This is a genomic window from Streptomyces hilarionis (assembly GCF_024539675.1).
Classification (GTDB): Bacteria; Actinomycetota; Actinomycetes; order Streptomycetales; family Streptomycetaceae; genus Streptomyces; species Streptomyces hilarionis.
In genome coordinates this window covers 20,041-38,932 of record NZ_JAHHIT010000046.1, presented here as the reverse complement: position 1 = coordinate 38,932, position 18,892 = coordinate 20,041, and the positions used below count along the sequence as shown (strand labels likewise).

At 72.8% G+C, this 18,892-nt stretch carries 20 protein-coding genes and 1 pseudogene; 9 read left to right on the top strand and 12 right to left on the bottom strand.

The annotated features are described in order from the left end of the window. Positions 1-3 precede the first annotated feature (3 nt). Together KMS84_RS11100 and KMS84_RS11095 are read left to right on the top strand one after the other, a co-directional pair. Positions 4-741 (top strand): hypothetical protein, encoded by a 738-nt coding sequence (locus KMS84_RS11100; RefSeq protein WP_256915969.1) that lies wholly within the window; start codon positions 4-6, stop codon positions 739-741. An 86-nt stretch (positions 742-827) separates the two neighbouring features. Continuing rightward, positions 828-1,217 (top strand): VOC family protein, encoded by a 390-nt coding sequence (locus tag KMS84_RS11095; RefSeq protein WP_256915968.1) that lies wholly within the window; start codon positions 828-830, stop codon positions 1,215-1,217. A gap of 113 nt (positions 1,218-1,330) precedes the next feature. Here the strand turns inward: KMS84_RS11095 and KMS84_RS11090 are convergent, their stop codons facing one another. Next, positions 1,331-2,635 (bottom strand): DUF6986 family protein, encoded by a 1,305-nt coding sequence (locus KMS84_RS11090; protein ID WP_256915967.1) that lies wholly within the window; start codon positions 2,633-2,635, stop codon positions 1,331-1,333. Between the two features lie 192 nt (positions 2,636-2,827). Here KMS84_RS11090 and KMS84_RS11085 point away from each other — a divergent pair, with 192 nt between their 5' ends. Continuing rightward, entirely contained in the window at positions 2,828-3,748 is a 921-nt protein-coding gene (locus KMS84_RS11085; RefSeq protein WP_256915966.1) for an endonuclease/exonuclease/phosphatase family protein, read from the top strand. A 64-nt stretch (positions 3,749-3,812) separates the two neighbouring features. Here the strand turns inward: KMS84_RS11085 and KMS84_RS11080 are convergent, their stop codons facing one another. From KMS84_RS11080 to KMS84_RS11065, 4 genes are all read right to left on the bottom strand, one after another. Then, the gene (locus KMS84_RS11080; RefSeq protein WP_256915965.1) at positions 3,813-4,775 is read right to left on the bottom strand and encodes an electron transfer flavoprotein subunit alpha/FixB family protein; all 963 of its coding nucleotides are present in this window, start codon (positions 4,773-4,775) and stop codon (positions 3,813-3,815) included. A gap of 51 nt (positions 4,776-4,826) precedes the next feature. Further along, positions 4,827-5,615: an electron transfer flavoprotein subunit beta/FixA family protein gene (locus KMS84_RS11075; protein WP_256915964.1), complete on the bottom strand. Its 789-nt coding sequence runs from the start codon at positions 5,613-5,615 to the stop codon at positions 4,827-4,829. A gap of 217 nt (positions 5,616-5,832) precedes the next feature. Continuing rightward, positions 5,833-6,342: a flavin reductase family protein gene (locus tag KMS84_RS11070; protein WP_256915963.1), complete on the bottom strand. Its 510-nt coding sequence runs from the start codon at positions 6,340-6,342 to the stop codon at positions 5,833-5,835. Between the two features lie 208 nt (positions 6,343-6,550). Then, a complete protein-coding gene (locus KMS84_RS11065) occupies positions 6,551-6,964 on the bottom strand; it encodes a TlpA family protein disulfide reductase (RefSeq protein ID WP_256915962.1) in 414 nt (137 codons plus the stop codon). Positions 6,965-7,039: 75 nt separating this feature from the next. Here KMS84_RS11065 and KMS84_RS11060 point away from each other — a divergent pair, with 75 nt between their 5' ends. Both KMS84_RS11060 and KMS84_RS11055 read left to right on the top strand, forming a co-directional pair. After that, positions 7,040-7,456 carry a DUF4395 domain-containing protein gene (locus tag KMS84_RS11060; protein WP_256915961.1) on the top strand — a complete coding sequence of 139 codons (417 nt, stop codon included), beginning with the start codon at positions 7,040-7,042 and terminating at the stop codon, positions 7,454-7,456. 188 nt (positions 7,457-7,644) lie between these two features. Further along, complete coding sequence (locus tag KMS84_RS11055; protein WP_256915960.1) at positions 7,645-8,373, top strand: lysophospholipid acyltransferase family protein; 729 nt, start codon at positions 7,645-7,647, stop codon at positions 8,371-8,373. 119 nt (positions 8,374-8,492) lie between these two features. Here the strand turns inward: KMS84_RS11055 and KMS84_RS11050 are convergent. From KMS84_RS11050 to KMS84_RS11035, 4 genes and pseudogenes are all read right to left on the bottom strand, one after another. Then, positions 8,493-9,074: pseudogene (locus KMS84_RS11050) on the bottom strand (transglutaminase-like domain-containing protein); the annotation flags it as partial. 118 nt (positions 9,075-9,192) lie between these two features. Further along, positions 9,193-10,263: a threonine aldolase family protein gene (locus tag KMS84_RS11045; protein WP_256915959.1), complete on the bottom strand. Its 1,071-nt coding sequence runs from the start codon at positions 10,261-10,263 to the stop codon at positions 9,193-9,195. Continuing rightward, positions 10,260-11,006, bottom strand: a complete 747-nt coding sequence (locus tag KMS84_RS11040) for an SDR family NAD(P)-dependent oxidoreductase (RefSeq protein ID WP_256915958.1) — start codon at positions 11,004-11,006, stop codon at positions 10,260-10,262. Before KMS84_RS11040 ends, KMS84_RS11045 begins: the two co-directional genes overlap by 4 nt. Positions 11,007-11,047: 41 nt before the next feature. Beyond that, on the bottom strand, positions 11,048-12,445 hold the full coding sequence (locus KMS84_RS11035) for a DUF6421 family protein (protein WP_256915957.1): 1,398 nt from the start codon (positions 12,443-12,445) through the stop codon (positions 11,048-11,050). 258 nt (positions 12,446-12,703) lie between these two features. Between KMS84_RS11035 and KMS84_RS11030 the strand changes: the two genes are divergently transcribed. Beyond that, complete coding sequence (locus KMS84_RS11030) at positions 12,704-13,387, top strand: glycerophosphodiester phosphodiesterase (RefSeq protein ID WP_256915956.1); 684 nt, start codon at positions 12,704-12,706, stop codon at positions 13,385-13,387. A 16-nt stretch (positions 13,388-13,403) separates the two neighbouring features. On the opposite strand, the gene KMS84_RS11025 is transcribed toward KMS84_RS11030, so the two are convergent. After that, a complete protein-coding gene (locus KMS84_RS11025; protein WP_256915955.1) occupies positions 13,404-13,943 on the bottom strand; it encodes a GNAT family N-acetyltransferase in 540 nt (179 codons plus the stop codon). A 73-nt stretch (positions 13,944-14,016) separates the two neighbouring features. On the opposite strand from KMS84_RS11025, the gene KMS84_RS11020 reads away from it, so the two are divergent. Both KMS84_RS11020 and KMS84_RS11015 read left to right on the top strand, forming a co-directional pair. Further along, positions 14,017-14,415, top strand: a complete 399-nt coding sequence (locus tag KMS84_RS11020; RefSeq protein WP_256915954.1) for a VOC family protein — start codon at positions 14,017-14,019, stop codon at positions 14,413-14,415. 309 nt (positions 14,416-14,724) lie between these two features. Further along, positions 14,725-15,489, top strand: a complete 765-nt coding sequence (locus KMS84_RS11015; RefSeq protein WP_256915953.1) for a VOC family protein — start codon at positions 14,725-14,727, stop codon at positions 15,487-15,489. 99 nt (positions 15,490-15,588) lie between these two features. Here KMS84_RS11015 and KMS84_RS11010 read toward each other — a convergent pair whose 3' ends face one another. After that, complete coding sequence (locus KMS84_RS11010) at positions 15,589-16,341, bottom strand: MarR family winged helix-turn-helix transcriptional regulator (RefSeq protein ID WP_256915952.1); 753 nt, start codon at positions 16,339-16,341, stop codon at positions 15,589-15,591. Then, the gene (locus tag KMS84_RS11005; RefSeq protein ID WP_256915951.1) at positions 16,338-18,050 is read right to left on the bottom strand and encodes an FUSC family protein; all 1,713 of its coding nucleotides are present in this window, start codon (positions 18,048-18,050) and stop codon (positions 16,338-16,340) included. The genes KMS84_RS11010 and KMS84_RS11005 overlap by 4 nt, the downstream gene beginning before the upstream one ends. A 193-nt stretch (positions 18,051-18,243) precedes the next feature. Between KMS84_RS11005 and KMS84_RS11000 the strand changes: the two genes are divergently transcribed. After that, entirely contained in the window at positions 18,244-18,798 is a 555-nt protein-coding gene (locus KMS84_RS11000) for a DUF5134 domain-containing protein (RefSeq protein ID WP_256915950.1), read from the top strand. The last annotated feature ends 94 nt before the right edge of the window (positions 18,799-18,892 follow it).

Sequence of the window (18,892 nt, the reverse complement as noted above, 5' to 3'; positions counted from 1 at the left end):
GCCGTGGCCGCCCGCGCCGTGCACGGGACGCTGGAGTCGCTCGGCCTGGCCGAGGCGCCCCGCGACCGTCCGCTGACGTATCCCGGAGCATGGCCGAAGGCCTCGGTGCTGCTGGACGGGGACGAACTGCGGCCGCTGGACCGGCTGGCGCACCCGGCGCGGACTCCGGTGGTGGCCGTGGGGTCCAACGCGAGCCCCGCCCAACTGCGGCACAAGATGGCCGAGTCCGCGATCGCCTCGCCCATCCCGATGGTGCGGGCGCGGGTGACGGGCCTGGACGTGGGCGTGTCGGCGCACATCAGCCGGCACGGCTACGTGTCCGCCTCGCCCGTCAGCGCACCGCGCACGGCGAGGGAGTTGTTCGTCATCTGGCTGGACGCCGAGCAGCTCGCCACGATCGACGCGACGGAGCCGAACTACGACCGGGTCCTGCTGCCCGCGCCGCACTTCGGCGTCGAGCTGGAGAACGGCGAGCCGCTCCTCGAGGCGTTCGCCTACGTGAATCACCACGGCGTGCTGCACGACGGCCGCGGCGCGCCCCGCGCGCATCCGGGCCAGCATGCCCTGATCGGGGAACTCCTGGCGGGTTCGGCGGCGTTGAGGGAGCTTTTCGGGGAAACCCCCGAGGAGTTCTGCGCGCGTGCCCGGGCCGACGCCCGCCGGTGCGAGCGGGGCACCCGGTTGTTCGCGGAGGAGAACATGGTGACCGTCTCCGGTCTGGAGCACCTGCGCGTCCGTTAGGGTGACGGGACGGCGTCGCGTGTCGGTCACCGGCCGGGTGAGGCATGGAGGCGCCCGTGAGTTTGCCTTACGGAGGCATTCCACACATGTCAGTCGAGCTGAACCACACCATCGTGCACTCCCGTGACAACCGGGAGTCGGCCGCATTCCTCGCAGGGATCCTGGGACTCGAAGTCGGCGCGGAATGGGGGCCGTTCGTTCCCGTCGGCACCGGCAACAAGGTCACCCTGGACTTCGCCACCGTCCCCGCGGAGTCCATCGTCATGCAGCACTACGCGTTCCTCGTCTCCGACGAGGAGTTCGACGCGGCCTTCGAACGGATCGAGGCCGCGGGGATCACGTACTTCGCGGACCCGCACGGCAGGCAGCCGGGTGAGATCAACCGCAACCACGGCGGCCGGGGCCTGTACTTCATGGATCCGTCCGGGCACGGCATGGAGATCATCACCACCCCGTACACGTTTCCCGCGGCCTAGTCGCCGCTGAGGGCCGCCCGAGGGTCGGCGGCCGGACCGGGAGCCCGCGGGCTCCCGGTCCGGCCGGCGGCTCGGCGGGTTCCGCGCCACTGGCCCGGCGCCGTCCGCCCGCGTCAGTTCGCGGAAGCCGTCAGATCCCCCCGGCGGGGGGCCGCGAAGGCCTCGACGGCGGCCCGGGACAGCCCCGTCGCCCGTGTCACCTCGTCGAGGTCGAGGGCGCCGCAGTCCAGGCCGCGCAGCAGATAGCCGCTGAGGGCCTTGGCGGTCGCCGGCTCGTCCATGACGTCGCCGCCGGCCCGGTGGGCGTACCGGGACAGGCGCTCGGCGGCGCGGGCGAAGCCCTCGCGGTAGAAGGCGAAGACGGCCGCGTAGCGGGTCGGCAGGTGGCCGGGGTGCATGTCCCAGCCCTGGTAGTAGGCGCGGGCGAGGGCGCGGCGGGTGAGGCCGTAGTGCAGCCGCCAGGCGTCGTGGACCTGTTCCGTCGGGCCGACGGGCAGCACGTTCGTGGAGCCGTCCGACACGCGGACGCCGGTGCCCGCGGCCGCGACCTGCATGACCGCCTTGGCGTGGTCGGCCACCGGGTGGTCGCTGGCCTGGTGGGCGGCGGAGACGCCGAGGCAGGCGCTGTAGTCGAAGGTGCCGTAGTGCAGGCCCGTGGCCCGTCCCTCGGCCGCGCGGATCATGCGGGCGACGGTCGCGGTGCCGTCGGCGGCGAGGATGGCCTGGCTGGTCTCGATCTGGATCTCGAAGCCGAGCCGTCCGGGCTCCAGGCCCCTCGCCTTCTCGAAGGCCTCCAGCAGCCGGACCATGGCCGTGACCTGCTCGGGGTAGGTGACCTTCGGCAGGGTGAGGACGAGGCCGTCGGGCAGACCGCCCGCCTGGGCGAGACCGGTGAGGAAGACGTCGAGCGTGCGGATGCCCCGCTCGCGCACCGCGGCCTCCATGCACTTCATGCGGATGCCCATGGAGGGGGCCGCGGCGCCCCGGGCGAACGCCTCGGCGATCAGCCGGGCCGCACGGGCGGCCGCCGCGTCCTCCTCCGCGTCGGGGCGGGGGCCGTAGCCGTCCTCGAAGTCGACGCGGAGGTCTTCCACGGGCTCGCGCTCCAGTTTGGCCCGCACGCGCGTGTACACCGGCTCGGCGAGTTCGTCGGGCAGGCCGAGGCAGGCGGCGAAGGAGGCCGCGTCGGGGGCGTGTTCGTCGAGGGCCGCGAGGGCCCGGTCCCCCCAGGTGCGGATCGTGTCGGCGGCGAACACGTCCGCGGGCACGTAGACGGTGTGGACGGGCTGGCGGGTGCCGGGGTCTCCGGGGTAGTGGCGGTCCAGTTCGGCGTCGACCGGGGCGAGAAACGCGCCGATCTCCTCGCCGACGGCGCCCGCGAGACTCGTCGGCACCGTCTCCTGCTGGCCCTGGCCCATGCCACACCCTCCTGTTTTCCACCGTACGGAATCCGCAATCCGCACAGTGAAGTTATCCGTGCGGCTTCCGGCAGGTCAACACCCTGTCCACGGCGTGGTCCCTTCCGTTCACCGCCGTCCGTCGACGCGCCGGGGCCCTCTTCCGTCCACGCGTTCTCCCCTTCATCCTGACTCACGAGGCGAGGGGGACACATGACGGGCGCGAGCGGACCGAACCGACGGGCGGGCCTGAGAACCGTGGTGGCCGCCGCGGCCGCCCTCCCGCTGCTCGGCATGACGGGATCGTCGGCCGGACGGCAGGAGAGCCGGTCGCACGGAGCACCCGGGGCGACGCCCGCGCCGCCGCTGGAGGTGATGACCTTCAACCTCCGCTACGCGTCCCGCAGGAAGCCCAACAGCTGGGCGGTCCGTCGGCCGGTGATGAGCGCCCTGCTGCGTCGCGCGGCCCCGCACGTCATCGGCACCCAGGAGGGCCGGCCGCGCCAGCTGCGCGACATCGAGGACGATCTCGGACCGCACTACGACCGGATCGGCGTCCCGCGCGCCGCGGGCGACGACGAGGCCGTGGCCGTCTTCTTCGACACCCGCCGGCTCGCCCCGACGGCGCACGAGAACTTCTGGCTGTCCGACACCCCGGCGGTGCGCGGCTCCAACAGCTGGGGCGGCGGCCATCCCCGCATGGTCACCTGGGTCCGCTTCCGCGACCTGCGGGCGGCGGGGCGGGAGTTCGTCGTCCTCAACACGCATCTCGACAACGCGAGCCAGTACGCGCGCGTGCGCGGCGCCGCCCTGATCGCCGAGCGGATCGCCCGGTTCGACCCGGCGCTGCCCCTGCTGCTGACCGGCGACTTCAACGCCGTCGCGCACGTCAGTCCGGTCTACGACGCGCTGCTCGCCGCCGGCCTGGTGGACACCTGGGACACGGCACGCGCGCGGGGCGGGGCGTACGCGACGTTCCACGGGTACCGGCCGCTGATACCCGACGGGGACCGCATCGACTGGATCCTCGCGACACCCGGCGTCACGGTCCACCGGGAGTGGACCGACACGTTCGCCGTCGACGGCCAGTACCCGAGCGATCATCTTCCGGTGCAGGCCTCGTTGAGCCTGTGACGGGCCGAGGCCCCCGCGACCTCGGCGGTCACGGGGGCCTCGGGCGGTCTGCGACCGCGGGGGATCAGCCCTTGCGGGTGTTGATCTCCTCGGTGAGCTGCGGGACGACGTCGAACAGGTCGCCGACGACGCCGTAGTCGACCAGGTCGAAGATCGGGGCCTCGGCGTCCTTGTTGACGGCGACGATCGTCTTCGAGGTCTGCATGCCGGCCCGGTGCTGGATGGCGCCGGAGATGCCGTTGGCGATGTAGAGCTGCGGCGAGACCGACTTGCCGGTCTGGCCCACCTGGTTGGTGTGCGGGTACCAGCCGGCGTCGACGGCGGCCCGGGAGGCGCCGACGGCCGCGCCGAGGGAGTCCGCGAGGGACTCGATCAGCGCGAAGTTCTCGGCGCCGTTGACGCCACGGCCGCCGGAGACCACGATCGCGGCCTCGGTCAGCTCCGGGCGGCCGGTCGACTCGCGCGGCGTGCGGCCGGTGACCTTGGTGCCGGTCGCCTGCGCCGAGAAGGAGACGCCGAGCGCCTCCACGGCGCCGGCGGCGGGAGCGGCCTCGACCGCGGCCGAGTTCGGCTTGACGGTGATGACCGGGACGCCCTTGGAGACGCGGGACTTGGTGGTGAAGGACGCGGCGAACACCGACTGCGTGGCCACCGGGCCCTCGGCGCCGGCCTCCAGGTCGACGGCGTCGGTGATGACGCCGGAGCCGATGCGCAGCGCCAGACGCGCGGCGACCTCCTTGCCCTCCCCGGAGGACGGGATGAGGACGGCGGCCGGGGAGACCGACTCGACGGCGGCCTGGAGCGCGTCCACCTTCGGTACGACGAGGTAGTCGGCGTACTCGGAGGCGTCGTGCGTGAGGACCTTGACGGCGCCGTGCTCGGCGAGCGCGGCGGCGGTGTTCTCGGCGCCCTGGCCGAGCGCGACGGCGACCGGCTCGCCGATACGGCGGGCCAGCGTCAGCAGCTCCAGGGTGGGCTTGCGGACGGCGCCGTCCACGTGGTCGACGTAGACGAGGACTTCAGCCATGGGATTTGCTCTCCTGCGAAACGAAGTTGAGGGGCGGTCGGCGAGGGGCCTTTAGATGAACTTCTGGCCCGCGAGGAACTCGGCGAGCTGCTTGCCGCCCTCGCCCTCGTCCTTGACGATCGTGCCCGCAGTGCGGGCGGGACGCTCGGTCGCGGACTCGACCTTGGTCCACGCGCCCTCCAGGCCGACCTCCCCGGCCTCCAGGTCCAGGTCCGACAGGTCCCAGGACTCCACCGGCTTCTTCTTGGCGGCCATGATGCCCTTGAAGGACGGGTAGCGCGCCTCGCCGGACTGGTCGGTGACCGACACGACGGCCGGCAGGGAGGCCTCCAGGTTCTCGGAGGCGGCGTCGCCGTCGCGGCGGCCCTTGACCGTGCCGTCCTCGACGGAGACCTCGGAGAGCAGGGTGACCTGCGGGACGCCCAGGCGCTCGGCCAGCAGGGCCGGGACGACGCCCATGGTGCCGTCGGTGGAGGCGAGGCCCGAGATGACCAGGTCGTAGCCGGCCTTCTCGATCGCCTTGGCCAGCACCAGGGAGGTGCCGATGACGTCGGTGCCGTGCAGGTCGTCGTCCTCGACGTGGATCGCCTTGTCGGCGCCCATGGAGAGAGCCTTGCGCAGCGCGTCCTTGGCGTCCTCGGGGCCCACCGTCAGGACGGTGATCTCCACGTCGTCGTCGGAGTTCTCGGAGATCTGCAGCGCCTGCTCGACCGCGTACTCGTCGAGCTCGGAGAGCAGACCGTCCACGTCGTCCCGGTCGACGGTCAGGTCATCGGCGAAGTGCCGGTCGCCGGTGGCGTCGGGCACGTACTTCACAGTGACAACGATCCTCAAGCTCACGCCGGCTCTCCTACTGCATCGTCAGTTCTGGCTGCCTTCTTCCAGGCAGCATAGGCGTCTCAAGCGGCCGATCCCGGTTGGGGCGGCCTGCGCTCCGACCGAAATATTACTCGCCAGTACACCCAGTTGGTTCCCGCTAAGCAAGCGCTTTGAACTGTGACCTGTGCAACGCAGCGTAATCGGAACCCGGCGCGGGCGCAGGACGGCGGCCCAGTGATCAATCCCGCAGAGCCGTGAACCGACCCTGGTGGTACAGCAGCGGACGGCCCGTGCCCGTCGGGTCGCCGAGGACCACCTCGGCCAGCACGATGCGGTGGTCTCCCGCGGGCACGCGGGCGACGACGCGGCACACCAGCCAGGCGAGCACGTCGTCCAGCACGGGAACCCCCTGCGGCCCCTCACGCCACGCGGTCGGCGCGCCGAAGCGGTCGGCGCCGCTGCGGGCGAAGGTGGCGGCCAGCGCCTGCTGGTGCTCGCCGAGTATGTGGACCCCCACGTACTCCGCCCGCGACACCGCGGGCCAGCTGGAGGCGCCGGTGCCGATGCCGAAGGAGAGCATCGGCGGCTCCGCCGACACGGAACTGAGCGAGGTGGCGGTGAAGCCGACCGGACCGCTCTCGCCCGCGGCGGTGATCACGGCGACTCCGGCCGCGTGGCGCCGGAAGACGGAGCGCAGGAGATCGGGGGAGGCGAGCCGGCCGAGGCCGAGGTCGGGGGTGGCCGTCATGGGGTCGTCCTTCTGCGGGAAGTTGCGGGTCGGGCCGTGGGCGCTCAACGGACCGGACAGCGCGCGCTCGCGGTACGGAGCAGATCCACGTGGACCCGCCCGTGGAGAAGGAGTTCGACGGACATACGGCCAGGCTGACGACGGCCGGCACGCACAGTCAAGTCCGTCCCGGCAACTGGGAGATGCCTCACCGTTCCCCCACCGCAGGTCACACCGCCTCCCCCAACGCCGCGACGACGTCGGCCTTGCGGGGCTGACCGGTGGCGCGCCGGACGATCCGGCCCTCGGCGTCGAGGACCAGCACGGTCGGCGTCTTGAGGATGTCGAGTTCGCGCACGAGGTCCAGCCGCGCCTCGGCGTCGATCTCGATGTGGGCGACTCCGGGGACCAGGCCGGCCACCTCGCCGAGCACCCTGCGGGTGGCCCGGCACGGCGCGCAGAAGGCGCTGGAGAACTGCACGAGCGTGGCCCGTTCGCCCAGTTCGCCGCCGAGCCGGTCCGCGCCCAGCCGCCTGCCGTCGTCCCGCCCGCGCACTCGTACCCTCCCGCTCCGCCGCCGATGCAGCAGTCCGAAGGCGCTCGCCGCCGCGAGCACCGCCACGCACACCATGAGTCCGGTCATCGGCCGTTGCAGCGTTCACGAGACTGCAAAGATTCCCGGCCCCGTGCATCCTGCCCTATGCGGAATGCTTGATTCATGGACATCGACGCGAGGGGCCCGCGCTTCGGGGCCGCCGTGACGACCGTGGTGCTCGCGGTCGTCCTCATCACCGGCAGCCCCTGGCTGCTGGCCTGGCAGACGCTGGCGTTCGCGCTGGGCGCGGCGGGCGGACCGGGGCGTTCGCCGTACGGCTGGGTGTTCCGTCGCCTCGTCCGGCCGCGACTCGGGCCGCCGGTGGCGTTCGAGGCGCCGGAGCCGCCGCGGTTCGCCCAGGCCGTGGGCCTGCTGTTCGCGGGCCTCGGCCTCGTCGGTCTCGTCCTCGGGCCGGAGTGGCTCGGTCTCGCGGCGACGGGGGCCGCGCTGGCCGCCGCGTTCCTCAATGCCGCCTTCGGGTACTGCCTGGGATGCGAGATGTACCTGCTCGTGCGGCGCGTCGCGGTTCGGGTGGAGTAAAGACCACTTAAAAGCCCGAGGTGGATCAAGGGGGCCGACGTGACGAGTATCTCGCCGCCGCCGGGCACCAGGGCTGGCTCCCCGGCCGTTCTTCGGGCACGATCTGCGAGATGCCGTAAACCTACGGCTGCGTAACTTTGCCGCCGGGAGGCATCCCCGGCAAAGAGAAGGAAGGGTTCGCCCCGCCCATGGCAGAGCTTGTCTACCGCCCCGTCGTCGGCCTCGCCCAGACCCTGTTCAAGGCCTGGGACCTCAAGATCGACTGCAAGGGGTCGGAGAACATCCCGCGCTCAGGTGGTGCCGTGCTGGTGAGCAATCACATCAGCTACCTCGACTTCATCTTCGACGGTCTGGCCGCCCTCCCGCAGAAGCGTCTCGTGCGTTTCATGGCGAAGGAGTCCGTGTTCCGCCACCGGATCTCCGGTCCGCTGATGCGCGGCATGAAGCACATCCCGGTGGACCGCAAGCAGGGCGAGACGGCCTACGCGCACGCCCTGGAGTCGCTGCGCTCGGGCGAGATCGTCGGCGTCTTCCCCGAGGCCACCATCTCGCAGTCGTTCACGCTGAAGAGCTTCAAGTCCGGCGCGGCCCGCATGGCGCAGGAGGCGGGCGTCCCGCTGATCCCGGTGGCCCTGTGGGGCACGCAGCGCCTGTGGACCAAGGGGCACCCGCGCAACTTCAAGCGCAGCCACACCCCGATCACCATCCGGGTGGGCGAGGCCATGGAGGCCTCCCGGGACAAGTACGCGGGGGCCATCACCCGCCAGCTGCGCGAGCGCGTCCAGGAACTCCTGGAAGCCGCCCAGCGCGCCTACCCCGTCCGCCCCAAGGACGCGAGCGACACCTGGTGGATGCCGGCCCACCTCGGCGGCACCGCGCCCACGCCGGAGCAGGTCCGCGAGGCCGAGGCGCGCTGACGCGGGCGAGGCCCCGACGCCCCGTGCCGGACCTTCGCCCGGCGGGGGCCGCCGGGCGCCTCCCCGGTGCGCCCCCACCCACCACCGCGCCGCGGGCGGTACGCCGCCTCAGAGCGCGGTGGGAGGGTCTCCCACAGCCGCGCCCGGTCCGGGGCGGAACGCAGGGCGCCGATGACGGCGGGGTGCGGCGCCGCGTACAGGCCCGGGTAGTCGCACTCCCCCGCTTCGCGGTCGGGGACGAAGGCGAGACGCTCGCCGTCCAGCGAGAACCGCGCGTCCACTCCCGGCTTGTTGCCGCGCGGGTCCTGGCGGTGCCAGGCGCCGCCGAAACGCACCGCGACGAGTCCGTGCACGACATGGCCCCCGCCGTCGTCGTGCGCGAGCCGCTGGTAGCAGAGCCCCGTCGGGATGTCCTCGGCGCGCAGCAGCGCGGTCAGGGCGTGGGCCTTGGCGTGGCAGACGCCCGTCCCCCGCGCCAGCACGTCCGAGGCGCGCCAGGTCACCCGCGGGTCCCCGGCGTCGTGCGAGTGGGACACGGCGTCACGGACGTAGGCGAAGGCCAGCGCCGCATAGGCATACGAGTCCTCGGCGTCCCTCGCGAGCCGTGCGGCCGTCTCGCGCACCCGTGGATGGTGATGGTCGATGACCTCGTCAGCGGCCAGATAGGCGGACAGGTCAGGGTTCTCCTGGATCGGCTCCATACCGGGAGAGCATAGGAAAACGGCCACCCGAGCGTCAATGACTTTTCAGGTGACCGCATACCTATGCATTACAGCCGACGCCCCGATCCCGGTGGGTTCTCGTGGGCCGCCGGCGCCGCTACCGCGCCATCTCCTCCTTGACGGCCGCCACGAACAGGTCCACGTCGTCCTCGGTCGTGTCGAACGCGCACATCCAGCGCACGACGCCCGCCGCCTCGTCCCAGAAGTAGAACCGGAACCGCTTCTGCAGGCGCACGCTCACGTCGTGCGGGAGCCGCGCGAAGACGCCGTTGGCCTGCACCGGGTGGAGGACCTCGACGCCGTGCACGGCGCGCACGCCCTCCGCCAGCCGCTGGGCCATCTCGTTGGCGTGGCGCGCGTTGCGCAGCCACAGGTCCCTGGCGAGCAGCGCCTCGAGCTGGACCGACACGAAGCGCATCTTCGAGGCGAGCTGCATCGACAGCTTGCGCAGGTGCTTCATGTGGCTGACGGCGTCCTGGTTGATCACGACGACCGCCTCACCGAACAGCGCGCCGTTCTTGGTCCCGCCCAAGGACAGGACGTCGACGCCGACGGCGTTGGTGAACGTCCGCATCGGGACGTCCAGCGAGGCCGCCGCATTGGCTATGCGGGAGCCGTCCAGGTGGACCTTCATGCCCCGCGCGTGGGCGTGGTCGCAGATCGCGCGGATCTCCTCGGGCGTGTAGAGCGTGCCGAGCTCCGTGCTCTGGGTGATCGAGACGACCTGCGGCATCGCGCGGTGCTCGTCCTCCCAGCCCCAGGCCTGCCGGTCGATCAGCTCCGGGGTGAGCTTGCCGTCGGGGGTGGGCACGGTGAGCAGCTTCAGCCCGCCCATGCGCTCGGGCGCGCCGCCTTCGTCCACGTTGATGTGGGCGCTCTCGGCGCAGATCACCGCGCCCCAGCGGTCGGTGACCGCCTGGAGCGCGACGACGTTCGCGCCGGTGCCGTTGAAGACCGGGAAGGCCTCCGCCGTCGGCCCGAAATGACTGCGGACGATCCCCTGGAGGTTCTCGGTGTAGTCGTCCTCCCCGTACGCCACCTGATGGCCGCCGTTGGCCACGGCCAGCGCCGCCAGCACCTCCGGGTGCACCCCGGCGTAGTTGTCGCTGGCGAAGCCGCGGATCTCGGGATCGTGGTGGCGACGGGCGTCGGTCTTCGGAGGGTTCACGGCTGCTCGGTGAGCCACAGACGCTGTCCGTTCACTTCGGTGGCGGGCTTCTCCCAGACTCCGGCGATGGCCTCGGCCAGGTCCTTGACGTCCGTGAAACCCGCGAACTTCGCGTTGGGGCGGTCGGCGCGCATCGCCTCGTGCACCAGCGCCTTCACCACCAGGATCGCAGCCGCCGAGGTCGGTCCGTCCGCGCCCCCCGCCTTGCGGAAGGCGTCGGCGAGCGCCAGCGTCCAGGCCTCGGAGGCGGCCTTGGCCGCGGCGTAGGCGGCGTTGCCCGCGGTGGGCCTGGTCGCGCCGGACGCGCTGATCAGCACGTACCGGCCGCGGTCGCTGCGCTGGAGCCCCTCGAAGAAGGCGAGGGAGGTGTGCTGCACGGTCTTGATGAGCAGCAGCTCCAGGAAGTCCCAGTCGTCCAGGCTGGTCTTGATGAACGTCTCGCTGCCGCGCCAGCCGCCGACGAGGTGGACCAGGCCGTCGATCCGGCCGAACTCCTTCTCGACGCGCAGCGCCCAGTCGCGGGTCGAGTCCAGGTCGAGCAGGTCGACCGGCTCGCCGGTGACGGTGGCGCCCCCGGCCCCGTAGCGCGCCGCGTCGACGGCCTCCGCCAGACGCTCCGGGTCGTTGTCCGCGCCGACGACGGTCGCGCCGGCCTCGGCGAGCCTGAGCAGTGCCGCCCGGCCCGCGGGTCCGCCCGCGCCGGCCACCGCGATCACCGCACCGCTGAGAGCCCCGTTCCCCATGTTCCTCGCCTCCTGAGCAGTGTTCTCGGTACGCAGGTCGCTCACGCGGCGATCCGCTCGGCGCCGTCCCTCGTGATGCCCCGGGTCGAGGCGATCACGCTCTTGAGTTTCTTGGACAGTGCCTCATAGAACATGCTCAGCGGAAACTCGTCGGCAAGCACGTCGTCCACGAGCTTGCGCGGCGGCTGGGTCAGGTCCAGGGCGTCGGGGCCCTTGGCCCACTTGGAGCCCGGGTGCGGGGCGAGGTAGGTCGAGACCAGCTCGTAGCCGGCGAACCAGTGCACGAGCTTGGGGCGGTCGATGCCGTTGCGGTAGAGCTGCTCGATGTCGGCGCAGAGCTGGTTGGTGACCTGCGGGGCGCGCTGCCAGTCGATGTGCAGCTTGTTGTCCGTCCAGCGGATGACGTCGTGCTTGTGCAGGTAGGCGAAGAGCAGCTGGCCGCCGAGCCCGTCGTAGTTGCGCACGCGCTCGCCGGTGACGGGGAAGCGGAACATGCGGTCGAAGAGGACGGCGTACTGCACGTCACGGGCCTGCGGGACGCCGTCGTCCTGGAGCTTCACGGCCTCCTTGAAGGCGGTGAGGTCGCAGCGCAGCTCCTCCAGGCCGTACATCCAGAACGGCTGGCGCTGCTTGATCATGAACGGGTCGAAGGGCAGGTCGCCGTGGCTGTGGGTGCGGTCGTGGACCATGTCCCACAGCACGAAGGCCTCCTCGCAGCGCTTCTGGTCGTGGACCATGGCGGCGATGTCCTCGGGCAGCTCCAGGCCCAGCACGTCGACGGCCGCGTCGGTGACCCGGCGGAAGCGGGCGGCCTCGCGGTCGCAGAAGATGCCGCCCCAGGAGAAACGTTCCGGCGCTTCGCGGACGGCGATGGTCTCCGGGAAGAGGACGGCCGAGTTGGTGTCGTAGCCGGCCGTGAAGTCCTCGAAGGTGATGCCGCAGAACAGCGGGTTGTCGTAGCGGGTGCGCTCCAGCTCCGCCAGCCAGTCCGGCCAGACCATGCGCAGCACGACCGCTTCCAGGTTGCGGTCCGGGTTGCCGTTCTGCGTGTACATCGGGAAGACGACCAGGTGCTGGAGGCCGTCGCGGCGGTCGGCGGCCGGCTGGAAGGCCAGCAGGGAGTCGAGGAAGTCCGGCACCTCGAATCCGCCGTCGGCCCAGACCCGCAGGTCCTTCGCCAGGGCGCGGTGGTAGTCGGCGTCGTGCGGAAGCAGCGGGGAGAGCTCCTCGACCGCCTCGATCACCCGCCGGACCGCCTGCTCGACGTCCGCACGCTGCGGCGCGCCCTCGGCCGTGAGGTCGATCGATCCGTCCTTGGCCTGCCAGGGCCGGATCTCCTCCACGGCATCCTTGAGCACGCGCCACGCCGGGTGCTCCACCACCCTGGTCGTCGGAGGAACCCGATCCTCCGTAGCTGCCTGCACAAGAATTTCCGTCATGTCCCATCCTCCACTGGAGAACCTCGCGTCAGGACACCGTATGCATACGAGGTTTCCTCCAGCAAGTGGACCTTCGGGAAATTATCCTGCCCGCCCGCATCTTCACCTCACTATTTCCTGTCCGACACCGGAGAGGCGAACGCTTCCGCACGGGCAGGGCGGGTAGGAAGTCGGGGGACGCACGCGTGTCCCGGGCTGCCCGCGGCCGTCGGCCCGTGTGCTCCCCCGGCCCCGCCGTCGACGGAAACGAGTCCCGCCTTGAACTTCCTCACCATCGGCCACCGCGGCGTGATGGGCGTCGAGCCCGAGAACACCCTGCGCTCCTTCGTCGCCGCCGAGCAGGCCGGCCTCGACGTCATCGAACTCGATCTGCACCTGAGCAAGGACGGCGCGCTGGTCGTCATGCACGACCCCGACGTGGACCGCACGACCGACGGCGCCGGGGCCGTCGCCGAACAGACCCTCGCGGAGCTGCGGGCCCTCGACGCCGGGCGCGGGGAGCGGGTGCCGGTCTTCGAGGAGGTCCTGGACGCGGTGCGCACACCGTTGCAGGCAGAGATCAAGGACGTCCAGGCGGCGCGGGCGCTGGCCGAGGTGATCTCGGCCCGGGACCTGACGGGACGGGTGGAGGTGTCCTCCTTCCACGACGAGGCCGTCGCCGAGATCGCGCGGCTGGTCCCCGGGGTGCGCACGGCGCTCATCGGCAGCCGCTACGGCCTCGACATCGTGGACCGGGCCGTGACAGCCGGCGCCGCCACGCTCTGCCTCAACCTCAGGCGCCTGACGCTGGAGATCGTCGAGGAGGCCCGCAAGCGCGACCTGCGGATCATCGGCTGGGTGGTCAACACCCAGGAGCAGCTGCGGCTCGTCCGGGCCCTCGAACTCGACGGCGCGACCACCGACTACCCGGAGATCAGGCGCACCGGCCGCTTCACGGCCTGAGGGCGCGGCCCGGCGCTCACGTCAGGTCCTTGATCAACAGCTCGAACTGGAGGTCGTCGCGCTGCGGGATGCCGAAGCGGTCGTCGCCGTACGGGAAGGGGGTCATCCGGCCGGTCCGGCGGTAGCCGCGGCGCTCGTACCAGGCGATGAGGTCCTCGCGGACCGAGATCACGGTCATGCGCATCTCGCTGACGCCCCAGGCCTCGCGCGCCTCGCGCTCGGCCCGGGCCATGACGGCCTTGCCGAGGCCGCCGCCCTGCGCCGTGGGGCTGACCGCGAACATGCCGAAGTAGGCGTGGTCGCCGCGGTGTTCGAGCTGGCAGCAGGCGACCGTCCGGCCGTCCTGCTCCGCGGTGAGCAGCCTGCTGTCGGGCGCCGCTATGACCGCGAGCACGCCGTCGGGGTCGGTCCGCTGCCCTTGCAGGATGTCGGCCTCCGTCGTCCACCCGGCCCGGCTGGAGTCCCCGCGGTAGGCGGACTCGATGAGCCGGACGACGGCGTCGACGTCGGCTGCGGTGGCGTCACGGAAGGTCAGGTCGGTGGCGGCGGTGTCCATGCGGGCGTTCTCCGGTCTCTGACGTGTCAGGGGTACCGGTGAGCCTAACTCCACGCGGGTAGCCTCGGGATGCATGGTGCATGTACTGAGCGGTAGGACCCTGCTCCGCCCCACCGATCCCGAGCGTTCCCGCACCTTCTACGGGGAGCGGCTGGGGCTGGCCGTCTTCCGCGAGTTCGGGACGGGGCCGGAGCGCGGGGTCGTCTACTTCCTCGGCGGCGGCTTCCTGGAGCTCTCCGGCCGCGCACGGGCGCCGATGCCGCCCGACCCCGCGGTACGGCTGTGGCTTCAGGTGGCGGACGTGGCGGCGGCGCACGACGAGCTGCGGGCCCACGGGGTCGAGATCGTCCGTCCCCCGGTGCGCGAGCCGTGGGGCCTGGTCGAGATGTGGATCGCGGATCCGGACGGCACCCCGATCGTGCTGGTGGAGGTCCCCGCCGACCATCCGATGCGCTACCGCCCGGGCATCTGAGCCACGCCCCGCCGGGTCCTCCGCCGCCGGCGGGGCGCGCGTGCCGGGCGGGACCCGAGCGGAACGGGCCGGTGGGCGATCACCGGCCCGGGGCGGCGGATTCCGCCGTGCCCCCGCTTCGCGGTGGACGGTGGTCCCGGTGCGGTCGGCCCGAGCGTCGCGCGCCCCGGCCGGTCCCGCCCGCGCCTGCCGCGTCCGCTCGACGCCGCCTCACACCGGGGTTCTCCGGGCCGCCGCGGTCAGCGGATGCCGTCGTCCGGGGCGAGGCTTAGCGTGCTGGAAGGGGTCCCCTTCGTCGGAAGGAACGTCATGAAGCTCGACGCGTCCGTGCCCGGCGGGCCCTGCTGGGCCGAGCTGGGGACCGGTGACCTGGACACGGCGAAGCGGTTCTACACGGAGCTGTTCGGCTGGCAGCCCCGGACGGACCCGCGACAGGAGGCGGGCGGCTACACCGTCGCGCACCTCGGCGAGGCCGCCGTCGCCGCGCTCACCCCCCTTCACCAGCAGGGTCAGCCGTGCGCCTGGAGCGTGTCGTTCGCGGTGACCGACGCGGACGTCAGCGCCCGCCTGGTCACCGAGGCCGGCGGCAAGGTGCTGGTCGGTCCGATGGACGTCTTCGACATGGGCCGTTTCGTCGTGGCCCTGGATCCGTCCGGCGCCGCGTTCCAGCTGTGGCAGGCGCGGACCTTCCCCGGCGCCGACCTGTTCAACGCGCCCGGCTCGCTGGGCTGGGTCGAGCTGCTGACCCGCGATCCGGAACGGGCGGAGACCTTCTACACCACCGTGTTCGGCTGGACCGTCGGCTCTTCGGAGAACTACGTGCAGTGGGGCGTCGGCGGCGCCGACTTCGGCGGCATGATCACGATGGACGAGAAGTTCCCGCCGGAGGTGCCGCCGCACTGGCTCCCGTACTTCGCGGTGGCCGACGTGGACGCCGCCACGCGGACGGCCGTGGAGGCGGGCGGGACCGTTCTGATGGAACCGGCCTCCGTGCCGGACGGCCCGCGGATCGCCGTGCTCCGGGACCCGCCGGGCGCGGCCTTCGGCGTGTACCGCGCGGGCGACGAGGGGTGAGCGCGAACGCGACGGCCCGAGGCCGCTGGTCGTCGCCGGGCCACCCGTGCCCCCGGGGATTCTCAGGAGCCTCGCGCCCCTCGGGCCCCGGCCCGCCGCTCAGACCCGCAGCGTGCGCATGTGGCCCTCGAGCCGGCTGAGCAACTCTCCGAGCAGGTCGGCCAGTTCCCCCTGGCTTCCGTCGTCCAGGGCGGACAGCACCGCGCTCTCGTAGGCGAGCTGCTCGGGCAGGACGCCGTCGACGACGTCCCTCCCGGCGTCCGTGAGGCGGAGGTGGGCGACGCGGCGGTCCCGGGTGTCGCCACGGCGTTCCACGAGGCCGCGCTCGGTGAGCTGCTTGAGGCGTTTGGTGACGGCGGCCCCTGAGGAGAAGGTCTCGCGGGCGAGGTCGCCGGGGGTCAGCTCGCGTCCGGTCCGGCGCAGCGCCCCGAGCAGGTCGAACTCGGGCCGGCTCAGCCCGACGGCCCGCAGGGGCGCGTCCTCGGCCTGCTGGAGCAGGGCGGCACAGCGGTTGACCCGCCCGATGATCTCCATGGGGCCGGTGTCCAGGTCGGGCCGGACGGTCTGCCACTGACGTACGACGGCGGCGACCGTGTCGTTCCTCTCCGCGTCACCGCCCCGGCCCCTGCCCGCGACCCGGTCGTCGCCCCTGGCCCGGTCGCCCGCGCGGCTGTCATCGGCTTGCGAGGTGTCGAGTGTGCCGGCGTCGGCGGGGGTGGATCCGCCGGTCGTCTCGGCGCCTCCGGCGGCGTCCGGGGCGCCGGTCGCGGGGCGGTCCCCCGGGGCGTTCCCGTCCGCAGCGCCCTCCGGTGCCCCGTTCCCGGCCGCCGTCCGTCCCCGCGTCGCCGTCATCGCCGCACGTCCTCCGCTCTCCCACGCGTCTCGCGGCCCAGGAGCAGCCCCTGACGCCGTACCGTCGCCGCGAGCGTACGGTGTCCCGACTGTTCGGCCGTCACGACCCGCTCCTGGGGCAGGGCGCGCTGCCACCATTCGCCGGCCGCCGCGTCGGCGGTGGCGCGGAGATCGACCAGGGCCGCGGTCAGCGCGCGGCGGGCCGCGTCCAGGGCCGCGCTGTCGGGGCGCGGCTCCGCCACCAGGCGGGCGGCGCGTTCCCGGGCCCGTTCGACCGCCGTCAGGGCGCTTTCCAGGCGGTCGCCGGCCCGGCGGTTGGTGACGGCGACCGCGGCGGCGAATCCGACCACCGCACCGACGAGGGTGTCCACGAGCCGCTCGGTCACGAGCCGGCCCGGGTCCTGGACCTGCGCGAACTCGGTGATGAGCAGGGCCATCGGGGTCACGCAGACGCTGCCGAGCCAGTAGTTGCGGCTGATCAGCGCCTCGGCTCCGAAGTTGAGGGCGAGGCAGACCAGGACCAGCGCCGCCTGGGCGAGGTGGGCCAGCGGGACCAGCGCGGCGAAGGCGAGGACGCCGACGACATTGCCGACGACGCGCTGGACCGCACGGCTCCAGGTGAGGGTGACGTTGGCCTGGTAGAGCGAGGCCGCGGTGACCAGGGCCCAGTACGGGCGGCCGACCCCCAGAGCCAGGGAGGCGTAGCCGGCGAGGGCGCAGCCCAGGGCCGTGCGTGCCGCGAGGGGGGCCAGGGGGCCGAGTCGGCGCCTCAACGGCGTTCGGCCTGCGGCGAGTTCGGTGTCGACGCCGAGGAGTTCGTCGTCGTCGACGAGGTCGTCGGGACGCGGGACGGGAGCGGTGCCACGCAGGTCGCGGGCCCACTCGCGCAGCCGGGCCGGGTCGGTGTCGGCGGGGGCCGCGAGGGCGATCTCGGCCCGCACGACGAGCCGTTCCAGGCCGCGGCGCGTCTCTCCGGCGCGCGCCGACAGGAGCGTCTGCCAGGCGGCGTGCACGGCGGCGGCCGCGGCGGCGCGGGCCCGGTCCTCGCCCTGGCCCTCGCCCGCCGCATGGGCGTCGACGCGGGCGGCGGCCGCGTTCAGGGCGTGCGCGGTGGCGCGCCGCTCGGGGCCGTGCGGGCGGGCCGGTCCGGGCGCCATGCCGACCAGCCAGGCCCAGCCGCCCGCGGCGAGAGCCAGTCCCAGATGGCCCGGGACCTGGCCGAGGGTCTGCGGCACGAACAGCGCGGCGGAGCTGATGAAGGTGAGGACGACGTTGCCGGGCGGTCCGAGCCGGGTCGCGTCGCACAGTGCCTTCTGCGCGGCCGCGAGGAGCGCGCCGACGGTGACCAGGACGACGGGCGACGCGGTGAGCGAGGCGGCGAGCAGGGCGACGGCCAGGCCGCCCGTCATGCCGAGCACCACCCACGCCAGCACGCGGGCGCGGGCCGCGTAGGGGCGGTTGTGGGCGTAGAGGGCGCACAGGGATCCGGCCATCGTGTACATCGCCAGGTCCAGCCGTCCGAGCGTCAGCAGCAGCAGGTTGGGCGGCGCGACCGCGGCGATCACGCTCAGGGCGGGCTTGAACCAGATGTCCGAGGGGCGGCCGAGCCGCAGCACACCGGCGAGCGGGAGACGGCGTCCGGGGTCCTTTCGGGGTGCGGGCAGGGGCCGCCGTGGGGGCCGGGATCGCTGGGGGGTCGTACTGCTCATTCCATCAATTTAACATGTGTTTTACCCGTGAACTATTTCGGTGCTCCCCTCGTGCTCCCCGTGCACTCCCTTGCGCCCGCGTGCGCGCGCCGCGGCGTGGGCATCGCATTCCTCGACGACGGCCGCCGAGCGGATGCCGGGCGGACACACCCGGCCGCCGAGCCGTCGGTGACCGTCGAGCGGGGAGGTGCGCGTGCACGGACCGGCTTCGCCCGGCTGGCTGCTGGTCGCGTTGTGTGCGGCTACCGGGGCCTACTGCCTGCTGCGGATGCGCAGCGGGGTCGAGGAGCAGCGCAGCGCAGCGGGCGGCGAGGCGCTCATGGGCTTCGGCATGGCCGCGATGGCCGTGCCGCCCGCCGTGTTCACCCCGCCGGGATGGGCATGGCCCGTCTACGCCGCGGTCTTCGGCGCGGCGGCCCTGCGGGCACTGTGGTCGGCCCGGGCGGGTGCGCACCATCTGCACCATCTGGTGGGGGCGGGGGCCATGGTGTACATGGCGGCCGTGATGGCGGGCACGCCCGCCCACGCGCACGGTCACGGTCACGGTCACGGCGGTGCGGGGGTCCCCCTGCTCACGGGCGTGCTGCTGGCCTACTTCACCGCCTACGTCCTCCTCGCGGGGGCGCGGCTGCTGCCGGCCGCCGCCGCGGGCGGGGCCGCCGTCGCCTGGGGGGACCGGCCCGAAGTGGCGCGGGCGTGCCGCCTGTCGATGGGCATCGGCATGCTGGCCATGCTGCTGACGATGTGAGGGGGAGATTCGCGAGCGTCGTGGCCTGCGTCACGCCTGGCAGGCCGTACGCGGGCATCTCCTCGCCCCCTCCCGGCAAGCGGTGGTGGAGGTG